General features: G+C 72.6%; 14 protein-coding genes. 3 read left to right on the forward strand and 11 right to left on the reverse strand.

Annotation, left to right across the window (positions count from 1 at the left end):
- Positions 1-55: 55 nt before the first annotated feature.
- Entirely contained in the window at positions 56-2,212 is a 2,157-nt protein-coding gene (locus ACLJPY_RS08580; RefSeq protein ID WP_410587467.1) for a DUF6049 family protein, read from the reverse strand.
- Positions 2,209-2,763: an NUDIX hydrolase gene (locus ACLJPY_RS08585; RefSeq protein ID WP_284743449.1), complete on the reverse strand. Its 555-nt coding sequence runs from the start codon at positions 2,761-2,763 to the stop codon at positions 2,209-2,211. Before ACLJPY_RS08585 ends, ACLJPY_RS08580 begins: the two co-directional genes overlap by 4 nt.
- A gap of 101 nt (positions 2,764-2,864) precedes the next feature.
- Between ACLJPY_RS08585 and ACLJPY_RS08590 the strand changes: the two genes are divergently transcribed.
- The 3 genes from ACLJPY_RS08590 to ACLJPY_RS08600 are packed head-to-tail and all read left to right on the forward strand — an operon-like array spanning position 2,865 to position 6,477.
- A complete protein-coding gene (locus tag ACLJPY_RS08590) occupies positions 2,865-4,301 on the forward strand; it encodes a CCA tRNA nucleotidyltransferase (protein WP_410587468.1) in 1,437 nt (478 codons plus the stop codon).
- A gap of 3 nt (positions 4,302-4,304) precedes the next feature.
- Positions 4,305-5,612 (forward strand): sensor histidine kinase, encoded by a 1,308-nt coding sequence (locus tag ACLJPY_RS08595; protein WP_410587469.1) that lies wholly within the window; start codon positions 4,305-4,307, stop codon positions 5,610-5,612.
- A gap of 13 nt (positions 5,613-5,625) precedes the next feature.
- Positions 5,626-6,477: a class I SAM-dependent methyltransferase gene (locus ACLJPY_RS08600; RefSeq protein WP_410587470.1), complete on the forward strand. Its 852-nt coding sequence runs from the start codon at positions 5,626-5,628 to the stop codon at positions 6,475-6,477.
- Here ACLJPY_RS08600 and ACLJPY_RS08605 read toward each other — a convergent pair.
- The 9 genes from ACLJPY_RS08605 to ACLJPY_RS08645 all read right to left on the reverse strand — a co-directional run bounded on the left by ACLJPY_RS08605 (position 6,464) and on the right by ACLJPY_RS08645 (position 25,394).
- The gene (locus ACLJPY_RS08605; RefSeq protein WP_410587471.1) at positions 6,464-8,371 is read right to left on the reverse strand and encodes a TNT domain-containing protein; all 1,908 of its coding nucleotides are present in this window, start codon (positions 8,369-8,371) and stop codon (positions 6,464-6,466) included. The genes ACLJPY_RS08600 and ACLJPY_RS08605 overlap by 14 nt on opposite strands.
- Positions 8,372-8,406: 35 nt before the next feature.
- Entirely contained in the window at positions 8,407-11,454 is a 3,048-nt protein-coding gene (locus tag ACLJPY_RS08610) for an ADP-ribosylglycohydrolase family protein (protein WP_410587472.1), read from the reverse strand.
- 16 nt (positions 11,455-11,470) lie between these two features.
- Positions 11,471-13,714, reverse strand: coding sequence for an ADP-ribosylglycohydrolase family protein (locus ACLJPY_RS08615; protein ID WP_410587473.1), 2,244 nt, complete (start codon positions 13,712-13,714; stop codon positions 11,471-11,473).
- Entirely contained in the window at positions 13,715-15,130 is a 1,416-nt protein-coding gene (locus ACLJPY_RS08620) for a TNT domain-containing protein (protein ID WP_410587474.1), read from the reverse strand.
- Positions 15,127-15,585, reverse strand: coding sequence for a hypothetical protein (locus ACLJPY_RS08625; RefSeq protein ID WP_410587475.1), 459 nt, complete (start codon positions 15,583-15,585; stop codon positions 15,127-15,129). The genes ACLJPY_RS08620 and ACLJPY_RS08625 overlap by 4 nt, the downstream gene beginning before the upstream one ends.
- Entirely contained in the window at positions 15,585-19,463 is a 3,879-nt protein-coding gene (locus ACLJPY_RS08630; RefSeq protein WP_410587476.1) for a toxin glutamine deamidase domain-containing protein, read from the reverse strand. Before ACLJPY_RS08630 ends, ACLJPY_RS08625 begins: the two co-directional genes overlap by 1 nt.
- A 3,645-nt stretch (positions 19,464-23,108) precedes the next feature.
- Entirely contained in the window at positions 23,109-23,432 is a 324-nt protein-coding gene (locus ACLJPY_RS08635) for a WXG100 family type VII secretion target (protein ID WP_410587477.1), read from the reverse strand.
- Complete coding sequence (locus ACLJPY_RS08640) at positions 23,432-23,965, reverse strand: YbaB/EbfC family nucleoid-associated protein (protein ID WP_410587478.1); 534 nt, start codon at positions 23,963-23,965, stop codon at positions 23,432-23,434. The genes ACLJPY_RS08635 and ACLJPY_RS08640 overlap by 1 nt, the downstream gene beginning before the upstream one ends.
- A gap of 142 nt (positions 23,966-24,107) precedes the next feature.
- The gene (locus ACLJPY_RS08645) at positions 24,108-25,394 is read right to left on the reverse strand and encodes an MFS transporter (RefSeq protein WP_410587479.1); all 1,287 of its coding nucleotides are present in this window, start codon (positions 25,392-25,394) and stop codon (positions 24,108-24,110) included.
- Positions 25,395-25,624 lie beyond the last annotated feature (230 nt).

Raw genomic sequence — 25,624 nt, forward strand, 5'->3', positions numbered from 1 at the left:
CACGTGCGGACCAAGGGTAATAGCGAACGGCCCGGAACACTCGAAGGCCGCGGGATCAGGCCACGACGTCGCGGCCCGCGCGGGCGTCCTTCACCCGGCGGTAGATCCGCCGGGAAGCGAGCAGAAGCAGCGCCACACCTGCGGCGACGGTCGCGATGATGGTGATCGCGCCGTACTCCGTCGACGTCAGTTCGAACCGCGCGGATGACCCGAGCGGGGTACCGGTCGGCGTGCTCAACGACACATCAACGCTGAACCGGCCGGCCCGCAGCGCCTCCACCGGCAGGAAGTAGTTCTTGCCGCCGCTGGCCGGGAAGTACCGGTCCGTCGCGTCCTCCGGGCGCAGGCCCGTGTTGTTGTTCAGGGTGAACCGGGCGTTGATCCCGACCGGCAGGTCGTTGCTGACGTACACCGGCAGCGGCGAATTGCCGGACGCCAGCGCGATGGTCTGCTTCGGCTGCGAGACGGTCACCCGCCCGCTGATCGACGCCAGCTCGGCCTGGGCGTTCGCGGTCGCCGCGTCCGCGGGCAGCCCCCGCCACGCCGTGGACGCACCCCGCAGCTCGGCCAGCCGGACCGGGGCGACGACGTCGTCCGGTTTCACCCGTTTGGCGGGGTCGAGCTGCATCGCGGACGCCAGCCCGGTGGCCGTGACGTCGAGCCCGGCCAGCGTCGAGACGACGTCGGCGTCGATGCTCCGGGCCGGGTCCTGGCCGCCGTCGCCGACCGAGCCCGCGGTCTCCGGCGTGGCGGCGAGCAGCGCCGGGAGGCCGGTCGCGGTGACCACGCCCGCGCCCAGGAACTCGCCGACCTGCTGCAGGTAGGTGCGGTACTCCTCGGCCGGGGCGTCCCAGCGCCGCGGCGGCGCGACCAGCAGGTGGTCCGGCCGCTGCTGCCCCGCGGTCGCGCCCAGCCCGGCGCGGAAGGCGAGCGCGCCGAGCCCGTTCTGGCTCGCCACCGCCCGCTCGGTCGTCGCGGGCACGGTGACCGAGCCCGGCACGGTCGGGACGCCGGTCATCGCGGCGGCGATCAGCGAGTCCGTCGGCTGCAGGCGGACCGAGCTGCCCTGCACGGTGACGCCCCCGCCGGCCGCGGCGGGCGCGAGCTTGCCCGCGTCGGTGAGCACGGTCCGCACGCCGGCGTCGGACAGCGCCGCGAGCACCGCCGCGCTGGGCGTGCCGTCCGGCCAGAGGACGCCGGTCTGCGGGGGGACGTCGGTCAGCTGCTGGACGGTCGCGGCGCCGTCGGCCGCGCGGGTGAGCAGGCTGGTGTCGCCCGGCCGGATCCGGGTGAGCGCGTCGAGGTCGGCGTCGGCGAACGGCAGCGTCACCACGCAGCGGCCGCCGACCAGCGCGCGCACCTCGGTCAGCCACGCCTTCGCGGCGTCGACGCCCTTGCCGTCGGCGTTCCCGGCGTCGGTGTGCACGAGGTAGCCGCGGGTCATCGCGTCGACCGTGGCGAGCAGGTCCGGGTCGAGCGCGAAGCACATCGACTTCCCCACGTTCGGGTTGTCCCGCACGGCCGAGGCCGCCGACGTGACCAGCGCGTTCAGCCGCCCGTCCCCGCTGATCTCGGCGGCCAGCCGGTCGTCGGCCAGCACCACCGGGCTGCCGTACGGCGCCGCGTAGACGTGCGGGACGTTGCCGGTCAGCGGCCAGAGCAGGGTCATGCTCGGCGCGCCGCCCCGGCTGGAGACCGGCTTGCCCGGCGCGGCCAGCACCGGCATCAGCATGCTGACCGCGCCCAGCCGCGCGGGGCCGCCGAACTCCGGCGTGCCGTTGACGTTGACCAGCAGCGGGTAGACGCCGGGACGGCCGAAGAAGCGGTCGCCCCGCGTCCCGGTCAGCGGCACGGTGATGTTCAGCGGAGCGCTGCGGCCCGGCTCGAGCACGTCGGCTATCGACGTGAACTCGGTCAGCGGGGTGTCCTTGACGACCGCGCCGGACAGCACGTCGCCGACCCCGCGCTCGGTCGTCGCCCGCTCTCCGACCTGCAGCCGGACTTGCGGCTTGGTGATCCGGCGGTCGCCGGTGTTGGTCACCGTGCCGGTGACAGTCAGCGTCGTCGTCGAGGTCGTGATCACCCGCGGGCTCAGCCCGGCCAGGTCGATGCGCAGGCGCGCGCCTTCTTGCGCCTGCGCCACCGAAGCGCCGGCCAGGGCGGGGACGGCCAGGAAGAGGATGGACAGGAAGGCTGCGGCGAACCGCTTCACTCGGGGGCTCCCTCAGGGGCGTGCTCGTCTCGTCCGTGGACGTCCGGGCGCGCGAAAAGTTCCTTGAGCATCTGACTGGCCTTCCGGACGAGCTTGCGCTCGTCGGAGTAGGCGAGTTTGGTCTCCAGCTCGGCCAGCGGGACCCAGGCCACCTCGGTGACCTCGACGTCCTCGTCGGACAGCTCACCGCCGAGCGCTTCGAGCAGGAAGTGGTGCACGGTCTTGTGGATGCGCCGCTTCTCGGCCACGAACCAGTAGTCGATGGTGCCCAGAGGCCGAAGGACGCGCGCGGAGATGCCGGTTTCCTCCTTCACCTCGCGCACGGCGGTCTGTTCCACCGTTTCACCGTCCTCGATGTGGCCCTTGGGCAGCGACCACAGCAGTCTGCCGTGCCGGTCGAGCCGGCCGATCAGCACCGCCTGTTCGCGCTCGGCGTCCACGACGAGGCCACCGGCCGACGTCTCGTCGACCGTGGTCAGGCGCCTGCCGCGCTGGCGCCTGCGCCGCCTGCGCGGCTTGGAGGCGCCGGGGCGGCCGGCTGATCCGGACATGCTGCGATGCTAGAGCAAACGGTTGCCCCGGTAGGCTGGCTCTCCGGGTCCGTGTCCGGCGGTGCCTGGAGCAACCGCACCTGGAACGTAGTGGGATTTTCGTGAACGACGTGGTCGACAAGCAGGTGGTGGAGCTCATGCAGGTCTCCCCACTGGCGGAGGAGCTGGCGGAACGGTTCGCCAGGGCGGGGCACCGCCTGTACCTCGTGGGCGGCAGTGTCCGCGACATGCTGCTCGGCCGCCGCTCCGGTGACCTCGACTTCACCACCGACGCCCGGCCCGACCGGGTGCTGAAGATCGTCAGCGGCTGGGGCGACGCGGTCTGGGACGTCGGGATCGCCTTCGGCACGGTCGGCGTGACGAAGAAGGGCATGCAGCTCGAGATCACGACGTTCCGCGCCGACAGCTACGACCGCGTCGGCCGCAACCCCGAAGTCACCTTCGGCGACAGCATCGAGGGCGACCTGCTGCGCCGCGACTTCACGGTCAACGCGATGGCCGTCGAGCTGGCGTCGAAGACGTTCATCGACCCGCACGACGGGTTGGGCGCCCTGCGCGAGAAGGTCCTGGACACGCCGGCGACCCCGCAGGAGTCCTTCGCCGACGACCCGCTGCGGATGCTGCGCGCCGCCCGGTTCGCCGCGCAGCTGGGCTTCGCCGCCGCGCCGCGGGTGGTCGACGCGATGACGTCGATGGCCGAGGAGATCGACCGGATCACCGCCGAGCGGGTGCAGGCCGAGCTGTCGAAGCTGCTGCTGGCGGACGACCCGCGGCCGGGCCTGGAACTGCTGGTCGACACCGGGCTGGCCGACCGCGTGCTGCCGGAGGTGCCCGGCATGCGGCTGGCGATCGACGAGCACCACCAGCACAAGGACGTCTACCAGCACTCCCTCACCGTGCTGGCCCAGGCGATCGACCTGGAGAAGACGCACGAGCCGACGTCGGAGCCGGACCTGATCCTGCGGCTGGCGGCGCTGCTGCACGACGCCGGCAAGCCGGCGACCCGGGAGTTCCAGCCGGGCGGCGGGGTGAGCTTCCACCACCACGAGGTGGTCGGCGCGCGGATGGCCCGCAAACGTTTGCGGGCGCTGAAGTTCTCGAAGGAGATCGTCGACGACGTCTCCCAGCTCGTGTTCCTCCACCTGCGGTTCCACGGCTACGGCAAGGGCGAGTGGACCGACTCGGCGGTCCGCCGGTACGTCACCGACGCCGGCCCGCTGCTGGCCCGGCTGCACAAGCTGGTCCGCGCCGACTGCACCACCCGCAACCGCCGGAAGGCCGCCGCGCTGCAGGCCACCTACGACGACCTCGAAGCCCGGATCACCGCGCTCAAGGCCAAGGAGGACCTCGACCGCGTCCGGCCGGACCTCAACGGCGAGCAGATCATGGCGCTGCTCGGCCTCAAGCCGGGGCCGGACGTCGGGAAGGCGTGGAAGTTCCTCAAGGAGCTGCGCCTGGACCGCGGGCCGCTGGAGCACGACGAAGCGGTCGCCGAGCTGAAGAAGTGGGCCGCGGAAAACGGCGTCGGGGACGTGTGAGGCGTGGCGGGCGGGGGCAGCTTCCTGGTGGCGCTGCTGAGGCGCGGCGCCCCCGCGATCGCCACCGCCACGAGTGAGCTGCCCGCCGAGATCGCCGACCCGGCGCCGATGCACGCGCTGCGGCGCATCTCGCGCATGTCCGGCCCGATCGACCCGACCGAGCGCGACAGCCTCCTGCTGCGCGCGACCCGGTACGTCGTGCTCATCCCGCTGGCGTACCGGCTGTTCGCGGTCCCCGGCCAGTTCGGCGTCTACCTCCTCCAGCACGGCACGACCGGGCTGCTGCCGGTCGGGGTGTTCGCGCTCCTGTCGGTCGCGCTGAACGTCATCGGCCTGCGCTGGATGTTCCGCTCGGCGCCGTTCCGCGGCCGGGACGCCGGGAAGCTGCTGGCCGTCGACCTGGCCTTCACGGTGCTTTCGCCGCTGCTCATCGCGCTGACCGTGCCGACTACGGCGTACTTCGACGCGCTCGCGGTCACCAGCGTCCACCTCTACGGCGAGATCGGGCTGCTGACGCTCGCGCTGGGCCTGCCGAGCGGCGTGGTGTTCGGGCTGATCGGCTTCCCGCTCCGGATGCTGGCGAACTGGCTGAACACAGGCGAGTTCCGCGTCGGGGCCGCGTTCTCGACGTACTCCGTGCTGCTCGCGGAGCTGTTCCTGGCCACCGCCGCGCTGGTGCTGACCGGCCTCGGCACGCGCCTGGCGCTGGCCTACGGCACCCGCAACGGACGGCTGGCCGAGCGCGCCCAGCAGCACCGGAGGCTGCACGACACCGTGCTGCAGACGCTGGAGGCGATCGCGCTGTCCGGGCCCGGCGACCCCGGGGAACGGCTGGTGGAGATCCAGCGGCTGGCGCGGGCGCAGGCGATGGAGATCCGGCAGACGATCGAGTCGGCGGCGTCCGAGCGGGCCGAGGCCGGCGCGCGGCCGCTGGGCGAGAAGCTCGCCGCGCTCGCCGCGGAGATGGCCCGCGACGGCCTGCGCGCCCAGCTCGTGGTGGCCGAGCTGGACGACGACACGCTGTCGGAGGTCCGCCAGATCGCCATCCGCGACGCCGTCCGGGAGGCGATGCGGAACACGATGAAGCACTCCGGCACCGACCGGGTCGTGGTCCGCGTCGAGGAGCGCGACGGCGGCATCGCGGTGATCACCCGCGACCACGGCAGCGGGTTCGACAAGGCGCAGCGGCCCGCCGGGTTCGGCATCAGCGAGTCCATCACCGCCCGGCTGGCCGAGGTGGGCGGGACGTCGCTGGTCGAGTCGGGGCTCGCCGGTGGGGGGACTCGGGTGACGTTGTGGGTCCCGTTCTGATATCCCCGGTGCTATGACCTCGATCGAGCTGCTCGCCGACGCTCTCGCCGCCTACCGCTCCGGTGACCGCGACCAGGCCGCCGAACTCGCCGCGCAAGCCGGGCGCGCCGGCTCCACACTGGCCGACGAACTGCGGGCCTACCTGGCCGGCGACGGCTCGGCGCCGGTGTACGACCAGCCGAGCGCGTTCACGGCGTTCATCCGCGGCGGCGGCAACGTCGAGCTGTACCGGGCGCTGAGCGCCGAGCTGGCCGCCCGCTACGACTCCGCCAAGCCGGAATCCCTGCTCGACCTCGGCTGCGGTGACGGCCTCGCCGTCGTGCCCGCGCTGGAGCAGGCGTCCCACCTGCCGCCGCGGATCGACCTGGTCGAGCCGTCGGCCGCGCTCCTGGAGGGCGTCCACGAGCGGGTGCCGTCGGCCCAGTGCTGGCAGTCGACGGCCCAGGACTTCCTGGCCCGCGACGACCTCGGCTGGGACTTCGTCCAGTCGACCTTCGCGCTGCAGTCCATCGAGCCGGAGCAGCGCGCCGAAGTGCTGCGGACGCTGCAGCCGCGCACCGGGACGCTGGTGCTCGCCGAGTTCGACGTCCCCGAGTTCGACGAAGGCTCGCCGGAGCACCTCCGGTCGCTCGTCGAGCGCTACGAGCGCGGGGTGGCCGAGTACGGCGAAGACGCCACCCTGGTCGCGCAGGGTTTCCTGCTGCCGGTGCTGCTCGGGATCGTCTCCGGGCAGCAGCGGACCAACTGGGAGCACCCGGCCGCGGTCTGGGCGGACCAGCTCAAGACAGCGGGCTTCACCGAGGTCGACGTCACGCCGCTCGCCGACTACTGGTGGTCGCCCGCCGTCCTGATCACTGCCTGCTGAGCGAGCCCGTCTCGAGGTGCTGGGCGAGCGGCCGGGGCAGCAGGTAGGCGACCGCACCACCCGGCAGGCCGCCCCACGGCGCCGTCACGCCGGTCAGCACCCGCACAGCGCGCTGCACCCGGTAGAGCCGCTTCTCGCGTTCGCGTTCGAACGCCAGCGCCGTCTCGACGAACCGGGAGCCGCCGGCGTGCACCAGGTTGCCGGTCTCGTTGCCGAACCGGACGACCGTCGTGCCCGGCGGCAGCACGACCAGGCGCTTGCCGCGGTAGAAGTTCAACGGCGGTTCGCCGCGCATCGGCAGGATCGGCCAGTCGGCGGGCTGGTCGGACTCCTCCGCGGGCCGCGGCGGCAGCATCAGCAGCACACCGAGCAGGAACCGCGCCGCGTCGCCGAGCGAGCCGAACGCGACCGGCTCGTCGGACGGCGGCCGCGAGACCTCCCAGCCGTTCTCCGCGCGGCGCAGCGTCCACACGCCCTCGGCCGGGATCTCGTTGGCGCCGATCCGGTAGGCCGCTGCGGGCACGCCGTGCTCGGCGAGCCGCTGCTGGAGCAGCTCCAGCGTCTCCGCGCCGCGCAGGTTCCGCACCGGCTCGCCGCGGGCGACCCGGGTGAGCGCGCGCTCGTCCGGCAGGTCGGCGGTCGTCTGCGGCGGCCGCGGCTGCCCGAGGACCTCCGCCTCCGCCGTCGCGCGGACCAGCTCGCCGACGAACGGCAGCCGGAAGCCGGCCGCCCGGATGTGCTCGACCAGCTCCGGCTCCGGCGGCACCCCGTACTTGCGCAGGTAGTGCGGCACGGCGGCGGGCCAGAGCCAGGTGCCGTCGGTGTGGAACGCGTTCGGCACGTCCGGCTTGGCCCCCGGCGCGCCGAAGATGTCCGGCAGCGGCGCGGGCCGGTGCAGCGCCACCGGCGCCCGGAACAGGTAGTCGAGCAGGCCGCGGACCTGCTCCGGCGGCACCGGCGGCCGGTTGACCACCGGCCGCTCGCCCTCGACGTGCGAGTCGACGACCCGGGCCTGCCGGAACACGACGTCCAGCGGCAGTCCCGTCTTCGCCGTCAGCCAGGCCGGCAGGTGCTTCGGCGTGCGCGGGAAGTTCGCCAGCTCCAGCTCGTAAGCGGCGGTCGACGGGCGGCCGCCCTCGTTCGGTGGCACCCGCCAGTCCGGCTCCCGGTCGGCGTCGAAGTCGAAGTCGAACTTCGACTCGGCGTCGAGGGTGAAGGTGCCCTGGAACCACGTCCCGGCCTCGGCCTGGTACATCGCCGCCCGCAGCCGGGCGAAGAGCCCGCCGAGCCGGGGCACGGCCGGCAGCGACACCGAGACCGGGCCGTCCTCGTCGCCGACCGCGCGGACCTCGATCTCGGCGTAGTCCCCGACCTGCCGGAACTGCGCGCCGACGCGGGTCCAGCCGCCGGGCACGGTGTGCAGCAGCGTCCGGCCGATCGCGCGCAGCAGCGCGTTCTGGTCGCCGGTGCCCGGCTGCGGCCGCGGTTCCGGCGTCTCGGTGAAGTCCAGCCGCGTCTGCCACAGCGCGGTGACCTGCTTGGCCGGCACGGTGACCGAAAAGTCGGTCAGCCCGAGCTGCGCCGCGCGGGCGGCGTCGTCGCGGACCCAGCGCAGGGTCAGCTCCGGCCGGTCGCCCGGCGCGACCTCGAAGACCTCGCCGTCGTACTCGGCGAAGGTGCGCAACGTGAACGTCGACGGCACCTCGCTCGCCGGCACCACGCGCGCCGGCCGCCCCTCGAACTCCTTGTCGAACCCCTCCGGCGCCTCTTCCTCCGGCAGCACGGACAGCAGCACCGTGCCGTCCGTGGTCGACCGCTGCGCGCGGAAAGTCCCCTCGCCCCATGACGCGTACAGGCCGTCCGGGCGTTCGGCCACCTCTACCCGGTAACGCACGTTTGTCCTCCCCGTCCCCAGTACCCCGAGAAAACCTAGTCGACCGGGTACCGAGCGAACCACCGGTCGTCGCCCGGCGCATCCGGGCCGAACTCGGTCAGCGCGTCGTCCGCGAGGCCGACGATCACGTCGCGGAGCTCCAGCCGCTCCAGCCAGCTTCGCCGCAGGGCCTCCTCGCCGTACATCGCGCCGACGAGGTTGCCGCAGACCGAGCCCGTCGAGTCGCTGTCGCCGCTGTGGTTGACCGCCGCGAGCAACGCCGAGTCGGCGTCCGTGGTGGTCAGCGCGACGTACACCGACATCGACAACGCCGTCTCGCCGACGTTGCCCTGGCCCAGCGACTCCAGCTTCTCCGGCGTCGGCGGGCCGTCCAGCGCCAGTGCCGCGTCGAGGGCCGCGCTCTGCTCTTCGTGCCCGGGGTGCTGCACGAGCTCGGCCCGCGCGGACGCGACCGCGTCGGGCAGCGGCTTTCCGTGCAGCAGCTCGTGCACGATCACCGCGAAGCAGCCCGACGAGAGGTACCCGCTCGGGTGGCCGTGGGTCAGCGCCGCGCTTTCGGCCCCGAGCCGGAACACCTCGGCGAGGTCGTCAGACCACAGCGCGATCGGCGCCGCGCGCATGACCCCGCCGCAGCCCTTGGAGTTGTTCACCGGCCGCTCGACGGTCCCCCGGACGCCCGACCGGCCGTACGCCTCCAGCTCGCCGAAGCACGTCAGGCCCGGTGCGCGGCGGCTGAACAGCTCCGGATGGGTGATCAGCCAGCCGTCGGGCGCCTCGACCGCCGACTGCGGACCACGGGCCCGGTCCCACCTGACGCCCTGGGTGTGCAGCCAGCGCTGGTAGGCCATCTGCAGCGAGTGGACGACGTCCGCGGCGCCGGTCCGGCGCTGCTGGGCGTGCGCTCGGATCAGCGCTTCGAGCGTGAAGAGCGTCATCTGCGTGTCGTCGGTGATCCGGCCGACGCCGCCGTACGCGGGGATGAAGTCGGTGATGCCGTCCGGCCCGGCGAGCTCGCGGATCCGGTCGATCGGGTCGAACTCCGTCTTCGCGCCCAGTGCGTCGCCGATCGCCCCGGCCAGGAGGCTGCCGCGCAGTCGCGATCGCAAGTCGGGTCCCTTCGGTTGCGGGGCGAACCGGCCACTCGGGTACCGGCGCTCCCATCGGGCGTGTTCCGCGGTCTCCACCTGGACACCGTTGCGGTTGAAGTACCGGAAGACGTCACCGGCGACGTCCTCGACCAGGCCGAGGTCGGGCAGCGACACGACCCAGGGCAGGCCGGGGAGGCCGACGCGGGCGCCGACCAGCGCGCCGGCGATCGCGCCCGCCACCGGACCGGACCGGGCGGCCAGCCGGATCGCCGCTGCCGGGTCGTAGCCCCGCTTGGCCGCGGCGAACAACGCGCGGCCGAGCACCGACCGGACGCTCCGGCCGTCGCCGATCGATTCCAGCTGCGTGACGTCGTCGGCGTCGCGGTCCGCGCGCAGCGCCAGCGTCGACGCCGCCAGCTCGCCACCGATCTCGTGCAGGCGGACGTGCACCGGCAGCGCGAACGGCTCCCGCGTCAGCAGGGCCTGGAACAGGGAAACGAGCAGCTCGACGCCCTCGGTGACCTCGGCGCCGGCCGCGCTGCCGGTCAGCTCCCGGGCGATGTCCTTGGCGTACTGCTCGCCGTCGACGTCCGCCAGCGCCACCGCGCTCGCGGGTGTGGCGGCCAGTGCCGTGGCCAGCAGCGCGGAGAACTCGGCGGGCGCCGGGCCCGCGTGCCGCGTCGCGACGGCGAGCCAGCCGGCCGGGTCGGGCTCGGGCAGCGTCGCCGGGACTTCGCCCGTGGGCACCGGCGGCAGGCCGCGCACCACGGTGCCGGTCTGGAAGAGCAGCTGCCGCGTCAGGCCGCCCAGCGGCAGCGGCCCCGCGGGATCCGCGCCGCCACCCACGGCGTCACCGATCGCGAAGCCGGCGTACGCACCGACGATCCGCTGCCAGGCGAAGCGGTCGGCCGGTGTCACGGAGAACTTCCCGAACGCCCACGGCACCGGCCGCGGCCGGGCGTCCTCGTCGACGTGCGCGATCAGGCCGTTCGCGGCCAGGTCGGCGGGCCATTCCGGCGCCTGGCCCACCCGGCGGCGGACACCGTTGCGGTACTGCCAGGCAAACCCGCGCAGGTACCGGACGCACTCGTCCGCCGTCAGCTCGAAGTGGTGGTCGCGGGCCTGGCCGACGGCGTACCGCAGGTGCCGTTCCAGCAGGTCGGGCGGCTCGATGCCGAACTCCGCGACCAGCGCGGGCAGCGCCGCGGCGACTTCGGGACCGGCTTCCGGCGCGGGCTCCTCGACGGGGGCGCGCGGAGTGGTCTCGGTGCCGCGGACCGCGGCCAGCTCCGCCGCGGTGAGGCTGCGGACCAGCCCGGTGCCGGGGTCGAGCGTCAGCCCCGCCGACGGCGGCAGCTCCCGCACCGGCACGCGCCACCGGCGCGGGTACCGCCCGGGCACCTTCGCCGACGCGCTGTAGGCGATGACTTCCCGCCCGCCCGTGCCGGGCAGCGGCCGCAGCAGCGGCTGACCCGTGTCGAGCAGCGGAACCAGCACTTCGCAGTTCAGCAGGGCGCGGACGAACTCGGGGCGGCCGATCCAGTTCGCGGCCAGGTAGTTCAGCAGCTTTTCGACGTCGGTCGACGGCACCGGGAAGCCGCGCCAGACCGGGCCGGCGGAGTACTGCTCGTTGACGCGGTACTCGCCGTCCGCCCGGCTCCAGCCGCGGATCGCGCGCACCGGGAGGTCCAGCTCGGGGAACGCCTTCTCGTCGAACTCGGGGTCGACGTCCGGCCGCCACTCGGCCTCGGCGGGCGGGCTCGCCATCGCGGCCTGGTCGTACCCGATCTCGCCGTCGTCCGGCACGAAGACCACCGGGCTCGGGAACAGGCCGGCGCCGATGTCGGTGCCGTCGAGGTAGGCGGCGGTGTTGACCGGGAAGCGCCAGCCGTCCGGGCGGCGCGCGGCGAACTCCGGCCGGACCCGCAGCCGGTCGCCGCCGGGCCGCGTGCGCAACCACTCCCGCGCGCGGGCGACGGCTTCCTCTTCGTCCATTCTCCCCATCCTCGCGCTAATGCCGCGGGTACCGCTCGATCCAGACGTCGCCGAGCGCGCTCAGCGCCGAGTGCCGGTCGAAGTGCCAGTACGCGTCCGAAGCGACCTGCTCGACCAGGTACCGCAGTTCCAGCTGGTCGACCCACTTCTGTGGCAGCCCGGGGATCCCGGTGCGCGCGCCCAGCAGGGCGCCGGCGATCGCCCCGGTGAGCGCGCTGCGGCCGGAGTGGTTGACGGCGCGCAGCAGCGCCTGCTCCGGGTAGTTCTCGAAACCCGACAACGCGGCGAAGGCGCGTCCGAGCACCGACAGCGTCGTCTTGCCGTCGCCGATCAGCTCGGGCATCCGCAGGTCGGGCAGCCCGTGCTCGCCGAAGAACGGCACCGACTCGGCGACCACGTCCGCGATCGCCGTCCACTCCGGGCCCTGCTGGAACCGGTTGTCCGGGTTGAGCACCTCGCGGCTGGTGTTCCAGACCGGGAAGCTGAACGCCTCCTTGGTCAGCGCGTGCTCGAACAGCCAGGTCAGGTAGGTCGCGGCGGCCAGGTCGGACTCGTCCGGGTGCGTCACGCCGGCCAGTTCGCGCACCGCCTGCCGCGCCCCGCCGCTCAACCCGCTGCCGGGCCCGGCCATGGTGAGCGCGGCGGGCAACGCGGGGATCAACGCGGCCGGGCCGGACATCGGCGGCGCACCGGCGACCCCGGTCGCGAGCTGGTGGTAGGCGTTGAGCTCGGCGTCGTCGGCGTCGCGCCGGGCGTGCAGGTCCGGAACCTGCACGAGCCAGCCGTCCACGGCGTCCATCGGCGCGCCCTGCGTGCGCAGCCAGCGCTGCAGCGCTCCGCGGACGACGTCGGGGAAGAGCTGCTCGGCTTCGCGCGACTCCGGCTGCTCGCGGTGCGGGCTGCGGATCACGGCCTCGGTGTAGAAGAGCAGCCGCTGCGTCAGCGAACCGATCCGGCCGGGCTGGTCGAACGCCGGGACGAGGTCGGTGACGCCTTCGATGCCGAACTTCGCGTGGATGTCGTGCAGCATCATCCGGTCGACGGCGGCACCGAGCGCCTCGCCGAGCGCGAAGCCGACGTACGCGCCCGTGACGCGCTGCCAGCCGTAGCGGAAGCCGTCGAGGTCCCGCTCGAAGTACTTGCCGAACGTATCGAGCCGCGGCACCGTGCGGCCGGCGTTGTCGTACGCCGGGGCGAGGCCGTTCGCGCGCAGGTCGTTGGGCTTGCTGCGCGGCGGCTCCGGCATGCTCAGCCGCTTCACCCAGGACTCGCCGAGCACGGTTTTCGCGCACTCCTCGGCCGTCAGCTCGAAGCCGCGCCGCCGGGCCTTCTCGGCCGCCAGCAGCGGCGGCTTCACCGGATCCGGCAGGCCCATCCGGGCCGCGGTCTCGGTGGCGACCCGGATCAGGTCCTCCTCCGCCTCCGGGCAGCGGCCGTGCACGTCGATGCGCGGCTCGTGCCGCGGGAAGCGCTGGACGATCTCGGCGAGCTCCCCGCTGGAGACGTCCTCGATGGTCGTCGGGCCGCCGTTGATGACCAGGTTCGGCGGGTGCTCGAACTCGGCGAGCGTGGCGACGTCGACCTTCCACCAGCCGTGCTCGCGCGCGGGCAGGTGCCGGGTCGAGCTGAACACCTTGAGCTCGTTGCGCTCCTCGGCGAAGTAGAAGCGGTCGGTCTTGCCGGTCTCCAGGTCGAGCGGGATGTACACCTCGCACCGGATCAGCCCGATGAGCAGCAGCTCCCGGGTCAGCCAGCCGACGCTGCCGAACGACAGCAGCGTCTCCAGCGTGTTCTCCGGCTTCGGGTAGCCGCGGCGGATCGGACCGGCCTTGTACTCGGGGTTCTCCCGCTCTTCGCCGGTCTGGTTGCCCTCGGCGTCGACCTTCACCCAGCCCGCGACCGCCTGCAGCGGCACGCCGAGCTCACCGAGCCCGGCCTTGACGTACTCGGGGTCGACGACCTCGCGCCAGTTCTCCTGGCCGGGGAACGCCACCGGCACCGAGAGGCCGCCGGGGTGCGGGTGCGCCTGCCGCAGCTCGCCGTCCGGCTCGCGGACGACGACCGACGGCGGCGGGAAGATCTCCTTCTCCGGCCGGCCCTCGTCGAGGAACGCGATGGTGTTGTAGGGCACCGACCAGCCCTCGGGGATGCGCAGCACCTTCTCGGTGTCCACCCGCAGGCCCGCGGGACCCGAGACGTCCGGGCCGTGCACCGCGCGCAGCCACTGGCCGACCTTGGCAATCGCTTCCGCCGCTTCCACCTACTCGATCCTCTCCAGGCTTCCGTCGGACTCGTGCTCGGCGATCGTCTTCGGCAGCACGAAGGCCACCGCGCCACCCGGCAGGTTCGCCCACGGAACCGTGATGCCGGTGATCACGTGCAGGGGACGTCTGAGCCGGTAGCTCCGCCGCACCCGCTCCCGTTCGAGCGGCAGCGACGTCGTGGCGAACCGTACCTCGCCGTGGTGAACGAGGTTGCCGGGTTCCTCGCCGAAGCGCAGCACGACCGTACCCGCCACCAGCCTGGTGATGCGCTTGTTGCGGAGCAGGGTGAGGGGAGGCTCACCCGCCGCCGGGTGCACCGGCCAGTCGTCGAGCTCCTTCGCGGTTTCCCGCGGTGTTTCGTGGCCGGCGGTCATCCGGGCTGGGTGCAGCAGCAACGCGCCCAGCAGGTGCTGCGCGGCGTCCTCGAGCCGGGCGAAGTGCTTCGGCGCGCGGGGCTTCCCGCCGGCGTACGCGGCGACTTCCCAGCCGTCGGGCGTGTAGTTGAGGCACCAGGCGCCGTCCGCGCGGTCGCCGACCCGGTACGCCTCGGGCCACACCCCGTGCTCGCCGAGCCGCTGCACCAGCACGATCAGCAGCTCTTCGTCACCGAGCCGCGGGTCGGGCGTGGTCTCCAGCTCGGCGGCGACGTCCCCGGACGTCTTCTTGACGTCGGCGCGGCCCGGCTTCGGCCGCGGCTTGCCCAGCAGGTCGGCCTCCGCGGTCCGCCGGACGAGCGGCTCGACGTACGGCGGCTGGAAGTGGTGGCGGCGGATGTGCGCGACCAGGTCCGGCTCCGGCGGCACGCCGTGCTTCGCGAGCAGCAGCGCAACGGCGTCGGACCAGATCCACGTGCCGTCGGTGTGGAAGCGCTCGTCGCCGTCTTCGTGTACGACGGCCTCCCGCTCGAGGTACTGCAGCACGAGCGGCACCTCGGTGTCGGTCAGCGGCGGCCGTTCGACGTCCGGGCCGCCGACGTCCGCGTGCCGGAACACCACGCCCAGCGGCAGCTGCGCGCGCAGCCGCCACCAGTCCGGGATGTGCTCGTCGGCCCGCGGGAAGGCGGCGAGTTCTTCCGGGTAGGCGGCCGGCTCGGGAGCTTCGGTCCACAGCGGATCGTCGTCGAGCGCGAAGTCGAAGTCGAAGCTGCCGTCCGGGTTCAGGGCGAACCGGGCCTGCAGCCAGGTGCCGCGGCCTTCGGCGTACATGCCGGCGCGCAGCTCGGAGAACAGGTCGGCCACCTCGTCCGGCACGGCCGTGTTGTGGCCCGCGGTCTCGGTGTGCTTCCCGATCTGCCGGAAGTCGGCGACGGCGGGCACTCGAGCGTTGACGCGGTGTTCGCGCACGAGCTTTCCCAGCCGCACCAGGAGAGTGCGCTGCTCGTCGGGCGAAAGTCGATGTTCCACGTGAATCATTGCCCCGCGTTGAACCGGCTCGTCACCGTGAACGAAGGCGGCTCACCGGCGGCGATCCGGGCAGCTTCGTCTTCCCACATCTTGAAGGTGCGCTTGCGGAGGGCTTGGATCAGCGCAACCTCTTGCGGCGTCCGGCGGCGTTCTTCCCGCCTCACGAGGGCGTCGATGCCCTTGATGGTGTCGTAGAGCGCGAAGATCGGGCCGTCCCCGCTCAGGTAGTGGCTTCGCTCGAACTCGGTCTCCTGGACGAACTTTTCTTCTTTGAACGGGCCGTCGATGTTCGACTCGGTGGTCGACCGGACGAGCTCGAGGATGTGGCTGCGGCCGTCCTGGTCCTGTTCGAAGAACCCCGTTTGAAGATTGAGGATGGTGCCTTTCAACCCGCCGTCGGGCGTCGAGTCGATCCGATAGGTCTGGGCGTAGTACTTGTAGAACAAGGGGGTCTGAAAGGCCATCAGCCGCTCTCCTCGGATGTCAGTCCTCGCCGGAACGCCTCGCCGAACCGGCCTCGGACCTGCTCGGTCAACGCGGCGACGAGAGCAGCCTCCTCCGGCGAGAAGAAGCCCCCGCGTCCTTCCTTCCTGCTCAACGTCTCGAAGTCGCGGCGGACTTCGTAGAGCGCGTGCTCGTAAGACGCGACGTCATCGATGTGCGTCAGGTGCAGCCGCAGTTCGGCCACGTGCCCGTTCGGCAGCCGGACGTTCATTTGCAGGTCCCGGTAACCGCTGTCCTGCGGGTCGGCGAGCCGATCCGAGAACTTGACGATCGTGAGCTCGGGATCGCCGCGCACCGCATCGAGCGCCCGGTACATATCCGCCACCCGCTCGAACTGAATCTTGGCACCGACCAGGTCGGTCAGCCGCGAACCGTCCCAGCCGTACTTGGCGATCTTCGCCAGCGCCCGGACATCGTCCTTCGGCTCCGGCCGGAACCCCGGGTGGCCGTCCGTCTCACCGGCGATCCGCTCGGTGATGCGGTTCAACGTGCCTTGGGTCTCGGGCCAGCGCTCGCGTTCCTCGGCGACCCATTGCTTGCAGTACTCCGGATCGCCGGTCCGGTTCAGGTCAAAGCTCGCGTGCAGCTGCAGGTCGCCATCGATTTCCCTGACGATTGCCGCCACGTCCGCGGAGATCTCCGCCTGCTCCGGAGTCGGGTCGAACGGCTCGACGCCCTGGTGCTCCACATCGTCGATCACGCGGTAGCCGCGCTCGTTCACCTCGTGGACGGCGTCCTCGAGGATCGGGATCGCCTCGGGGTGCTTGAGCAGGCTCGCCAGCGTCTTCGGGTTGTCCAGCAGCGAGCGCGTCAGGTAGTCGTTGCCCGGGTCGGACAGCACTTGCACCAAGCCGGGGTGTTCGCCGAGGTGCGCGCGGATGTAGCCGGCGTCCGCGTGCCCGTCGAGCGCCGCGGCGACGTCGTCCCTGGCCAGGAAGGCGTCGTGCGGTGCCGCCGTGCCGTAGCCGCCGTGCTCCCCGGTGCCGTGCCCGGTGCCGATGTGCACCTCGTCCGGCGTGCCGACGTGCATCAGCTTGATGCTCTTCGGCGGCTGCGGCAGGTGCATGAGGTCGCCGGACTGCGGGTCGATGAACGCGACGCCCTCGCGGGTGTGCACGACCATCGCCACGTGCCCGTACTCGACGCCGTTCGGGCCGGTGTACTTCACCGCGACCACGGCGTGGTGGTCGAGCGGCTGCTCCCGCACCTCGCGGATGACGTCGTCGTAGCTGCCGCGTGCGGAGAACGTCTCCCCGAACCGGCCCTCGAGGTGTTCGAGCGTGCCGCGGCTGCCCATCTCGTGCGGCAGGATCGGCTCGGCCGTCATGTCACCGCCGCGCAGCCGGTCCAGGTACGCCTCGGGGCCGCGCGTGCAGTTCGTCACGTACCCGTTTTCGAACGCACCCGGCTGGTGGAAGCCCGGGTTGACCTCGCGCAGGTGCGGGTGCCGGTCGTGCACGTAGGCCGCGCGCTCGGACGGCGTCGTCCCACCGGCGTGGATGGCCGGTTCGGCGGGCGGGTTCGTCGCACGGGCCAGCCGGGAGTAGTCGTGCACCGAAACAGGCGCCGGCGGCGGTTCCACCGGGGTCTCGCGCACGTCGTGGACCGACGGCTCTTGCGGCGCGATGTGCTCGGGCTCGCCGAGGCCGCCGAGCCGTTCCGTGATCGCGGCCTGCCTGCGCCGTTCGAACTCGGCCGCGTTGTGCTCGTTTTCGGCGCGGCGCTCGGCCATCTTCTCCCGCGCGGCGCCGGGCTCGAGGTGGCGCGGGTGGCCGGGCCCGATCTCCTCGGCCTCGATGACCCACTTGCGGCGGCCTTCGGGCGTGAGCTCCAGCCGCTTCTCGTGCACCAGGAGCTGGGTGCCCGGCGGTGACAGGGATTCCCGCTCGCCCGGGTTCTCGGCGAGCTTCGAGATGTCGCGGACGTTGTCCGACCGGACGTGCAGCTCGACGTCGTCGCCGAACTTCGACGTCGAGAACTCCCCGGTCTTGATCGACGCACTGGAGAAGGCGGGCTCGACGACCACCGCACCCGGCTCGTACGGCCCGGCAACCAGCTCGGCCAGCCGCGGGTCGCCGCCGACGTCGTAGGCGCGGATGGTCTCGCCGGACTGGCGCGGGACCTGGTTGAGGCCGTCCACGATCGCGCGGGTGTTGTGCTCCGCGAGGTCGAACCCGGGGTGGCCGGGGCCACGGCGCAGGGCCTCGTTGACGTCGTAGGCGTACTCGCCGCGGGTGTAGCCGTGCAGCGCGACGGCGCCTTCGTCACTGATCGGCAGCCCGGCGGCGTCCCGGCGAGCCAGCGCGCGGTCGTGGATCTGCTGGTAGATCTCCTCGTTCCCGACCGCGTGGCGGATGCTCTCGTGGTCGGCCGGGGTGCCGCGGTGCTCGCCGTCGAAGAGGTAACCCTCGTCGTGCACGACGTGCTCGACCGGCGGGTTGAGCCGATCGCTGATGGGCGGGTGTTCGACGTGCGGCGCGTCCCCGCCGCCGAGCGGCAGGGTGTGGATGCCGGTGGCCTCGTGCGGCAGCTCGGCGAGCCGCCCGGTGACGGGATCGGCGAACAGGACCCCGTGTTCGGTGTGCACGGCGGCGACGAGCCGCGACTCGCCGGCGGGCGTCTCGAAGGCGACGGCCGCCCGCGCGCCGACGGGCCGTTCGCCGAGGTCACGGGCGACGCCGTCGAAGCTGTCCCGGCTGCTCCACGTCCCGCCGAGCTGCTCGCGGACGCTCTCCTGCCGAGCCGGCCCGGCAACGACGTCCTCACCGTTCATCCGCCGCTCGAAGGCGGCCATCGACTCGGCGGCGTTGGTCCGGTAGCCGGTCTCGAGAGCGTCCGGGCGGTAGTGGTTGCGGGTGTTGACCCCGCCGAGCTCGGGCAGCGCGTCCCGCACCAGACGTGCGTGCTGCTGCGGCGTCTCGACGGACCCGGCGTGCAGCACCGGCTGCCCGCCCGGTGTGAGCGGCTCGGCGAGCTGAGCCCAGCCACCCGCCGGCTCCCCGGTGGCAGGCGGCCGCTGTGCGGGCGCGGGTGGCGCGTCGGGATCGTCGAAGGCGTTGAGCAGCGACGCCAGGTTGTTGGACGGCTTGTACTGCGGGTGCTCGGCGTAGAACTGCTCGAGCTCTGCATCGGCTTCGCGCTGGAACCGGTCCTCATCGGCCCGCTCACCGGCCCGGCGCTGCTCGACGGCGTCACGGGCATCGGACCCGCGGAGGTACCCCGGCTCCCCGGGAGCGACCTCTTCGGCGTGCACGACGTAGTGCGGCTCACCGGGGCGGCGCGGGTTGGCGTTCGGATGCCCGGGCCCTTCCTCGACACCGGTGATCTTGAACTGCGTCCCGGCCTTGAAGAGGACCTCGCGTTCGTGCCCGATGCTGGCCAGCGCCTCGACGTCCCGCCCGGTCTTGGACCGGATCCGCATCTCGACTTCGCCGGGGAAGTTGCTGCGCGGGTGCTGCGCGTCCACCTTGGACGAGCTGAGGAACGACGGTTCGGTGATGTGCGCACCGTCGTGGAACCGAGCGAGGAAGGCCTGCAGCCGCCCGCCATCCCCCTTGAAGTCCACCCGCCGCGAGACAACGCCCTCGTGCGGCGGCAGCTCATTCAGCCCGGAGACGAGCGCCGCGGCCTGCGGAGCGAGGTGAGGGAGTTCGGGGCCACCGAGCCGAAGGGCGTGGTTGAGCGGCCCGACCATCTCATAGCGGGTGTAGGCGTGCACGGCGACCGCCCCGGCGTCGGACATGCCGGGGTGCGCCTGGTCCCGCTTCTCGAGCGCCTCCCGCCGGACCTGTTCGTGGCGCCATTCGCCGTCGACCGGGCTGTGGTGCCCGGAGTCCATGAAGGTGTCCTCGATCCGCCGGATGCCGAGAGGATCCTCGGTGCGGAAGTGCGGATCGGCGAGGTAGGGCTCGTCGTGGCCGGGCTGCCCGTAGTCCTGCGCTGCGCCGGCGTCGCCGTCGCGGCGGTCGTCCGCCCGCTGCTCGCTCGGGTGGTCGTGTCCGTGAGTGGGCTGCTCAGCCGAAGGGTCTTGAGCAGTCGAGCCCTCGGCGGCGGCCCGGTTGTCGTCGCTGGGCTCGCTTAGGCGTTCTTGGGCGCGCTCAGCTGAGTTTTCGTCTGCCAGGCGGCCGTCCGCGGGCGTTGCCTGCTCGACTGGGCGGTCCCCGGCAGGCTCGCGCCCGGCCGTGAGTGAGTGCTCTTCGGCGGGCGTTCGCTGGTGGTCGCCAGGCGCACCCTGCTCCCCGAACGTAGGCAATTGCTCTGCACTGGGCTCGCCCACCGGCGGCTGCCGCGGAGATTCGGCGGCCGGCGTGGGCTGCTCGAACGGCCGCGGCGGCTCCGGCGCACGCTCCACCGGCCGCGGCGGCTCGAACAGTCCCCGCGGCGGCAGCTGCTCCTGCGGCGGCCCGAACCGCGGCGGCGGAACCTGCGCCGGCCCGGCCGGCCGAGGCGGTCCCAGCCGCGGATCGTGCGGCGGCACGGGCGGCCGTCCACCCGGCGGAGGCGGCATCGGCGGCCGTCCACCGGGGCCGGAACCCTGCGGGCCACGAGGCTGGTTCGGATACCCTGCCGGACGCTGCCCACCAGCCATCGGCGGCCGCGGCGGACCCTGCGGAGGCACCCCCGAATGAGGCGCCATCCGCCGCGAATCTTGCGGTGACAACTCACCCTGTGCCGGTCGCTCGCCGGCCGGACCGCCGTGTGGAGGCGGCCCGCTCACTTGGCCAGGATGCCCGCCCTGCGGCGGCAACCCGCCCTGCGTCGACTGACCTCCGGCCGGGCCGCCGTGTGGAGGCGGCCCGCTCATTTGGCCAGGATGGCCGCCCTGCGGCGGTAACCCGCTCTGTGTCGGCTGTCCTCCGGCCAGACCGCCGTGTGGAGGCGGCGCGCCGATTTGCCCAGGGTGCCCGCCTTGCGGCGGCAACCCAGCCTGCGTTGGCTGCCCGCCGTGTGGAGGCGGCCCGCCGACCTGGCCAGGATGCCCGCCCTGCAGAGGCAACCCACCAGGCTGAATCGGCGATCCCCCTACCGGCGACTGACCGGACTGAGGCGACCTCCCACCATCCTGCGGCGGCTGGCCGCCGAGCTGTGAGAAGCCTGGTTGACCTGGTCGGGCGCCATGCGGTGGCTGGCCGCCTGGCTGCGTGGATGGCGCTTGGCCGCCGGTCTGGGGCGGGTGACCGTTGTGGGGCAGCTGGCCGCCGAACTGCCGGCCGGCTGGCTGTCCTGGTTGGGTGCCGTGCGGTGGGTGGCCGCTCAGATGCGCGGCTGGCGCCCCTGGGAGAGGTTGCCCGCTGGCTTGGGGCGGGTGCCCGTTGTGGGGCAGCTGTCCGGTGGGCTGGGCGCCTGGCTGTCCACCGTGCAGTGGTTGCCGACCGGGTTGAGCCGGCCTCCCGGCGTGCGGTTGGCCGCCCGGCGGTGCATCGTGCTGAGGGTGGCCTCCCGGGCGATAGCCGCTCGGCGGCAGGGGTGGCTGACCGCCCTGCAGCATTCGGCGGGGGTCCTGCGCGGGGGCTCGTCGCGGTTGCTCCGGCGTCGGAGGCTGGCCACCCGGGCGTGGGCCTGGGCTGGCCGTCGGTAGGCCGCTCTGGGGTGGGGGTGTGAACCCACCCGGGGCTGGCGTCTGCGTTGACGGTCCGTTCTGGAACCCCGCATCCGCCGCGAACGCCTGGCTCGGACCGCCCGTGAAGCCCGCTGCTCCGACGTTGTCCTGGGGGCGTCCGCCGCCGCTCGGGCGGCCCGGTTCCGGGGCGAATCCCGGGGGCGGGGCCATGCCGTAGCCGCCCTGGGGTGCGCCGGCCGGCTGCGGGACCTGGTCCGCGCCCAGCCGTGGGGCCTCGGCGACCGGCTGCGGACGCTGCTGCGTCGCGGGCTCCCGCCGAGCCTCCGGTGCGGAGGAGGCTTCGCCGCGTGAGTCGGACGCCGGCTCGCGACGCGGCTCCGGCTCGGACAAGGCTTCGCGTCGCTGCTCGGGCGCCGAGGAGGCCTCATGACCAGGCTGTTCCCCCGCGACAGACGCTTCGCCGCGTGACTCGGGTACGGACGCGGGCTCGTGACGTGGCTCTTCACCCCGCGACGCCGACTCCGAAGAGAACTCGCGACGAGCCTCGGGCCCCGGCGAGGACTCGCGGCGAGACTCCGGCTCCGAAGGCGACTCAGTCGGAGCCTCGGATTCCGACGAAGGCGCACGACGAGCCTCGGCCTCCGACGGAGACTCGCCCCGCGCCTCCGAGGACGACTCTCGACGAGACTCCGATTCCGAAGGCGACTCAGTCCGAGCCTCGGATTCCGACGAAGGCGCACGACGAGCCTCCGGCTCCGACGAAGACTCGCCCCGCTCCGAAGGCGACTCTCGACGAGTCTCCGTTTCCGAAGATGACTCACCCCGGGACTCCGGCTCAGCCCGAGACGCCGACTCCGGCGAAGACTCAACCCGCGACTCCCGCTCCGACGAAGACTCAGCCTCCGACCGCGCCGCCCCCACCCCACCGGACTCCCCCTCAGCCCGCGGAACGTTCACCTCATGAACCGAGTACAGCTGCTCCTTCGCGCCCCCGACAGCACCCCCGACCGCCCCGCTGGACGCCCCCATCAGCAGCTGCTCCGGCGTCAACGACCCCAGATCCCCGGTCACCGCCGCCTGGCCGACCGTCTGCGCGACCCCCTCGACCGCCCCCCTCGTCCCGGCTCGCATGGCCGCGTCCGCGATCTGGCCGCCCGCGCTGTGCGAAAGTCCCTCGGTTGCCCCTCGGCCGATCGACCCCGACGCCGCCCCCACCACGCCGCCGACCGCGCCCGAGATCGCTGCGTCCGACGTCTTCGACCAGTCCCAGTCCTTGCGGTCACCCTTCGCCATCTGCAGGCCCTGGATGCCCGCGTCCATGCCGAGGTTGATCGCCTCGTTCTTGAGGACCTCCATGCCGATCTTCTTGAGGCCCTGCTTGAGCAGCCTCTCCAGCAGCTCCTTCGCGACCTGCTTGAACCCCTGCTGAGCCAGCTTCTCGAGCAGCTGCCGGAACAGCATCTGCACGGTCATCCGGGTCGCGATCTGGGCCGGTGCGATCCCCGCCGTCGAGCCGCCGAACGTCACCGCTGCCGCCGCGATCATCGCCGCGATCTGGGCCGCCAGGATGATCAGCGAGATGATGATCATGTACTTCGTGTACTCGACGTCCAACGCCGTCTGGTCACACGAATCGCCCAGTGCCTGAGCCGCGTCGGCCAGCTGCTTGAAGTACGCCTCTTCGCCCTCGACGAACTTCTTCCACTGCTCCGCGAACGCGTCGGCGCCGTCACCCGTCCAGTTGTCGCGGATTCCGGACGCCGCCTGGTTGCCCGTCTCCGAGACCGGTCCGATCGCCGAAGACGCCGTGTGCCACGCGTCGCGCAGGGCGCGCAGCTTGGTCTCGTCGCCCTCGGGCCAGCTCTCGCCGACCACGATCGGGAGCAGCCACTTGACCGCGTCGGGCATCTCCATACCCACGCGTCATTGCCCCTTGCCGAGCTGGGACGTCACGTCTTCGTCGGCGCCCGTCAGCGCCTTCATCGACTTGGCGACGTTCTGCTGCATCCCCCGCAACCCCTCGACGAGGTTGGTGAAGCCGTCGACCGCGCCCTGCGCGCCCGGGACGTAGTCCTTGGCGAACTCCTTGCCGGAGTCGTCGCCGCCCCAGCACTCACCCTGCGCGGCGAGGGCCGCCGAAAGGGCCTTCGCCGCGTTGTCGAGCGCGTCGGCCGCCGTCACCAGGCCGTTCGACGCGCGCAGGACCGCGTCCGGCTCCGCGGTGAACCCGGAACCCCCGTCCGGCATCAGTCGCCCCTCGTCATCCAGGACGACGGCGGCTCTTCGTCCTCCTCACGCGGCGGGCGGACGCGCTTGGGGGTCGGCTTGGGTGCGGGCAGCGGCGCCTGCTCGTTGCGCAGGATGGAACCGCTCTCTTCGAACGACTCGGGCCGCGGCGCCACCTCGACCGATTCGTCGAACGTGGGGATCGGCGGCACCAGCCCGGCCAGCGAAGGCGCGCCTTCGACCAGGTCGGCAAGGTCGGGCAGGCCTTCGGTGATCGGCGCCATCAGGTCGGCGATCTGCTGCTTGACCTGCAACGATCCCTGGCGCACCAGCGACTGGACGGTGTTCGCGAGCTGCGCCGGCGTCGTGCGTTCGAAGGTGTTCGAGGCGAATTCGAGCTTCGCGAGGCTGCCGCCCGCGTCGATGGTCGCGCGCACCAGCCCGTCGGGCGAGCTGACCTGGGCCGTCGTCTCAGCGGCCGCGGCCTGGGCGTCGCGCAGCTGCGCCGTCTGCCGCTCGAAGTTCTCCAGGAGGGTGTCCATCTGGTCCTTCATCGCGGCATTCCGTGCTTCGAGCCGTGCACGGTCGTCGCCCGCGGTGGTCACAGGTGCCCCCGGTGTCCCTCGAACCTACTAATGCTTTCCGGTCACCCTAATGCCAATGGAGCAGTCACCGTGACCGGTTCGAGTGTTTGCGTCAGCGAAGCGCCCGGCGCCGGGCGACCGCGTACCCCGCTCCGCCGACGAGGTAGCAGACCGTCGCCGCGATGAGCAGCCCCGGCGACCGGCCGTCGTCCGGGACGACCAGCGCGCCCAGCGAAACCGCCGCCACCTGCGTGATGTTGAACAGCGTGTCGTACAGCGCGAACACCCGGCCGCGGGCCTCGTCGGCGACGTCCAGCTGGATCGACGAATCGACGCACAGCTTCAGCACCTGCCCCGCCCCGGTGATGACGAACGAGGCGAGCAACGCGAGCGGCAGTACCATCGGCAGGCCGAACGCCGACTGCGCGATCGCCGCCAGCAGCAGCGACCCGAGTACCGCGCGCAGCCGCCCGAACCTGCGGATGATCCGCGCGGTCAGCAGCCCGGCCAGCAGCAGCCCGGCCCCCGCGAGCACCGCCATCTGCCCCAGCCCGGGTAGGCCGGCGCGGAAGACGCCGTGGTCGGTGAAGTAGTTGCGCATCAGCAGCACGGTGACCAGCAGCGACACCCCGAACGACGCCCGGTGCGCGAACAGCGCGATGAACCCGGCGGTGACGCTGGGCGCACGCCAGGCGTGGCGGGCGCCGTCCGCCAGCCCGCGCGCGACGGCCAGCACCGGGTTCGGCGGCTCGTCGACCACCGTCGGCCCGAGCACGCCGCGGGCGAAGCCCCGCGCGATCAAGGCCGAGACCAGGGTGCCGAGCACCGCGAACGCCGTGGTCTCGGCCGAGCCGACGTCGTTGCTGCCGAACAGCGCGCGCAACCCGATCGCGCAGCCACCGCCGATGACGGCGACCACCGAACCGAGCGTCGTGGCGAAGGCGTTCGCGGTCACGACGCTCTCTTCCTCGACGACGTGCGGCAGCGACGCCGAGAGCCCGGAGCCGATGAAGCGTGAGATGCCCTCGGCGGCCAGGGCCAGCGAAAACAGGCCGAACCCGCCGAACCCGAGCCCGACGGCGACGGACGCCGCGAGGATCGCCAGCCCGCGCAGGAGGTTCGCGAAGATGAGGACGCGACGACGGTCCCACCGGTCCAGCAGGGCGCCCGCGAAGGGGCCGACGACGGAGTACGGCAGCAGGAGCGCGGCGAACCCGCCGGCGATGGCCAGCGGATCGGCGGCGCGCTCGGGGTTGAAGAGGACCGCTCCGGCGAGTCCGGCGCGGAAGACGCCGTCGCCCCAGCTGGCGGCGAAGCGCGTGAAAAGGAGACGCCGGAAGTCCGGGTCTTTGAGAAGCTCCCGAGGGCCTCTACGCGCGGTCGATTGGGAGCTGATCACGACGTCAGCGTAGTGCGAGCGCGCGAAGGTGGCGCAGCCACCGAGTAGAGGGTGGCCGACGCACTGAGGTCGCCTCTCGGCGGCTATGCGCAGTGTGGCTCCAGCCGGACGGTATTCCACAAAGGCGGTTCTTCAGTGAGCCCGGGGGACACGGAGTGCGCCGGCCACATGTTTCAAACGAGGCTGTTGGGGCGATTGTTCCCGAGCCGAAGTCATTCGCCGGGTCAAGG

The organism is Amycolatopsis sp. lyj-23 (genome assembly GCF_046549135.1).
GTDB lineage: Bacteria > Actinomycetota > Actinomycetes > Mycobacteriales > Pseudonocardiaceae > Amycolatopsis.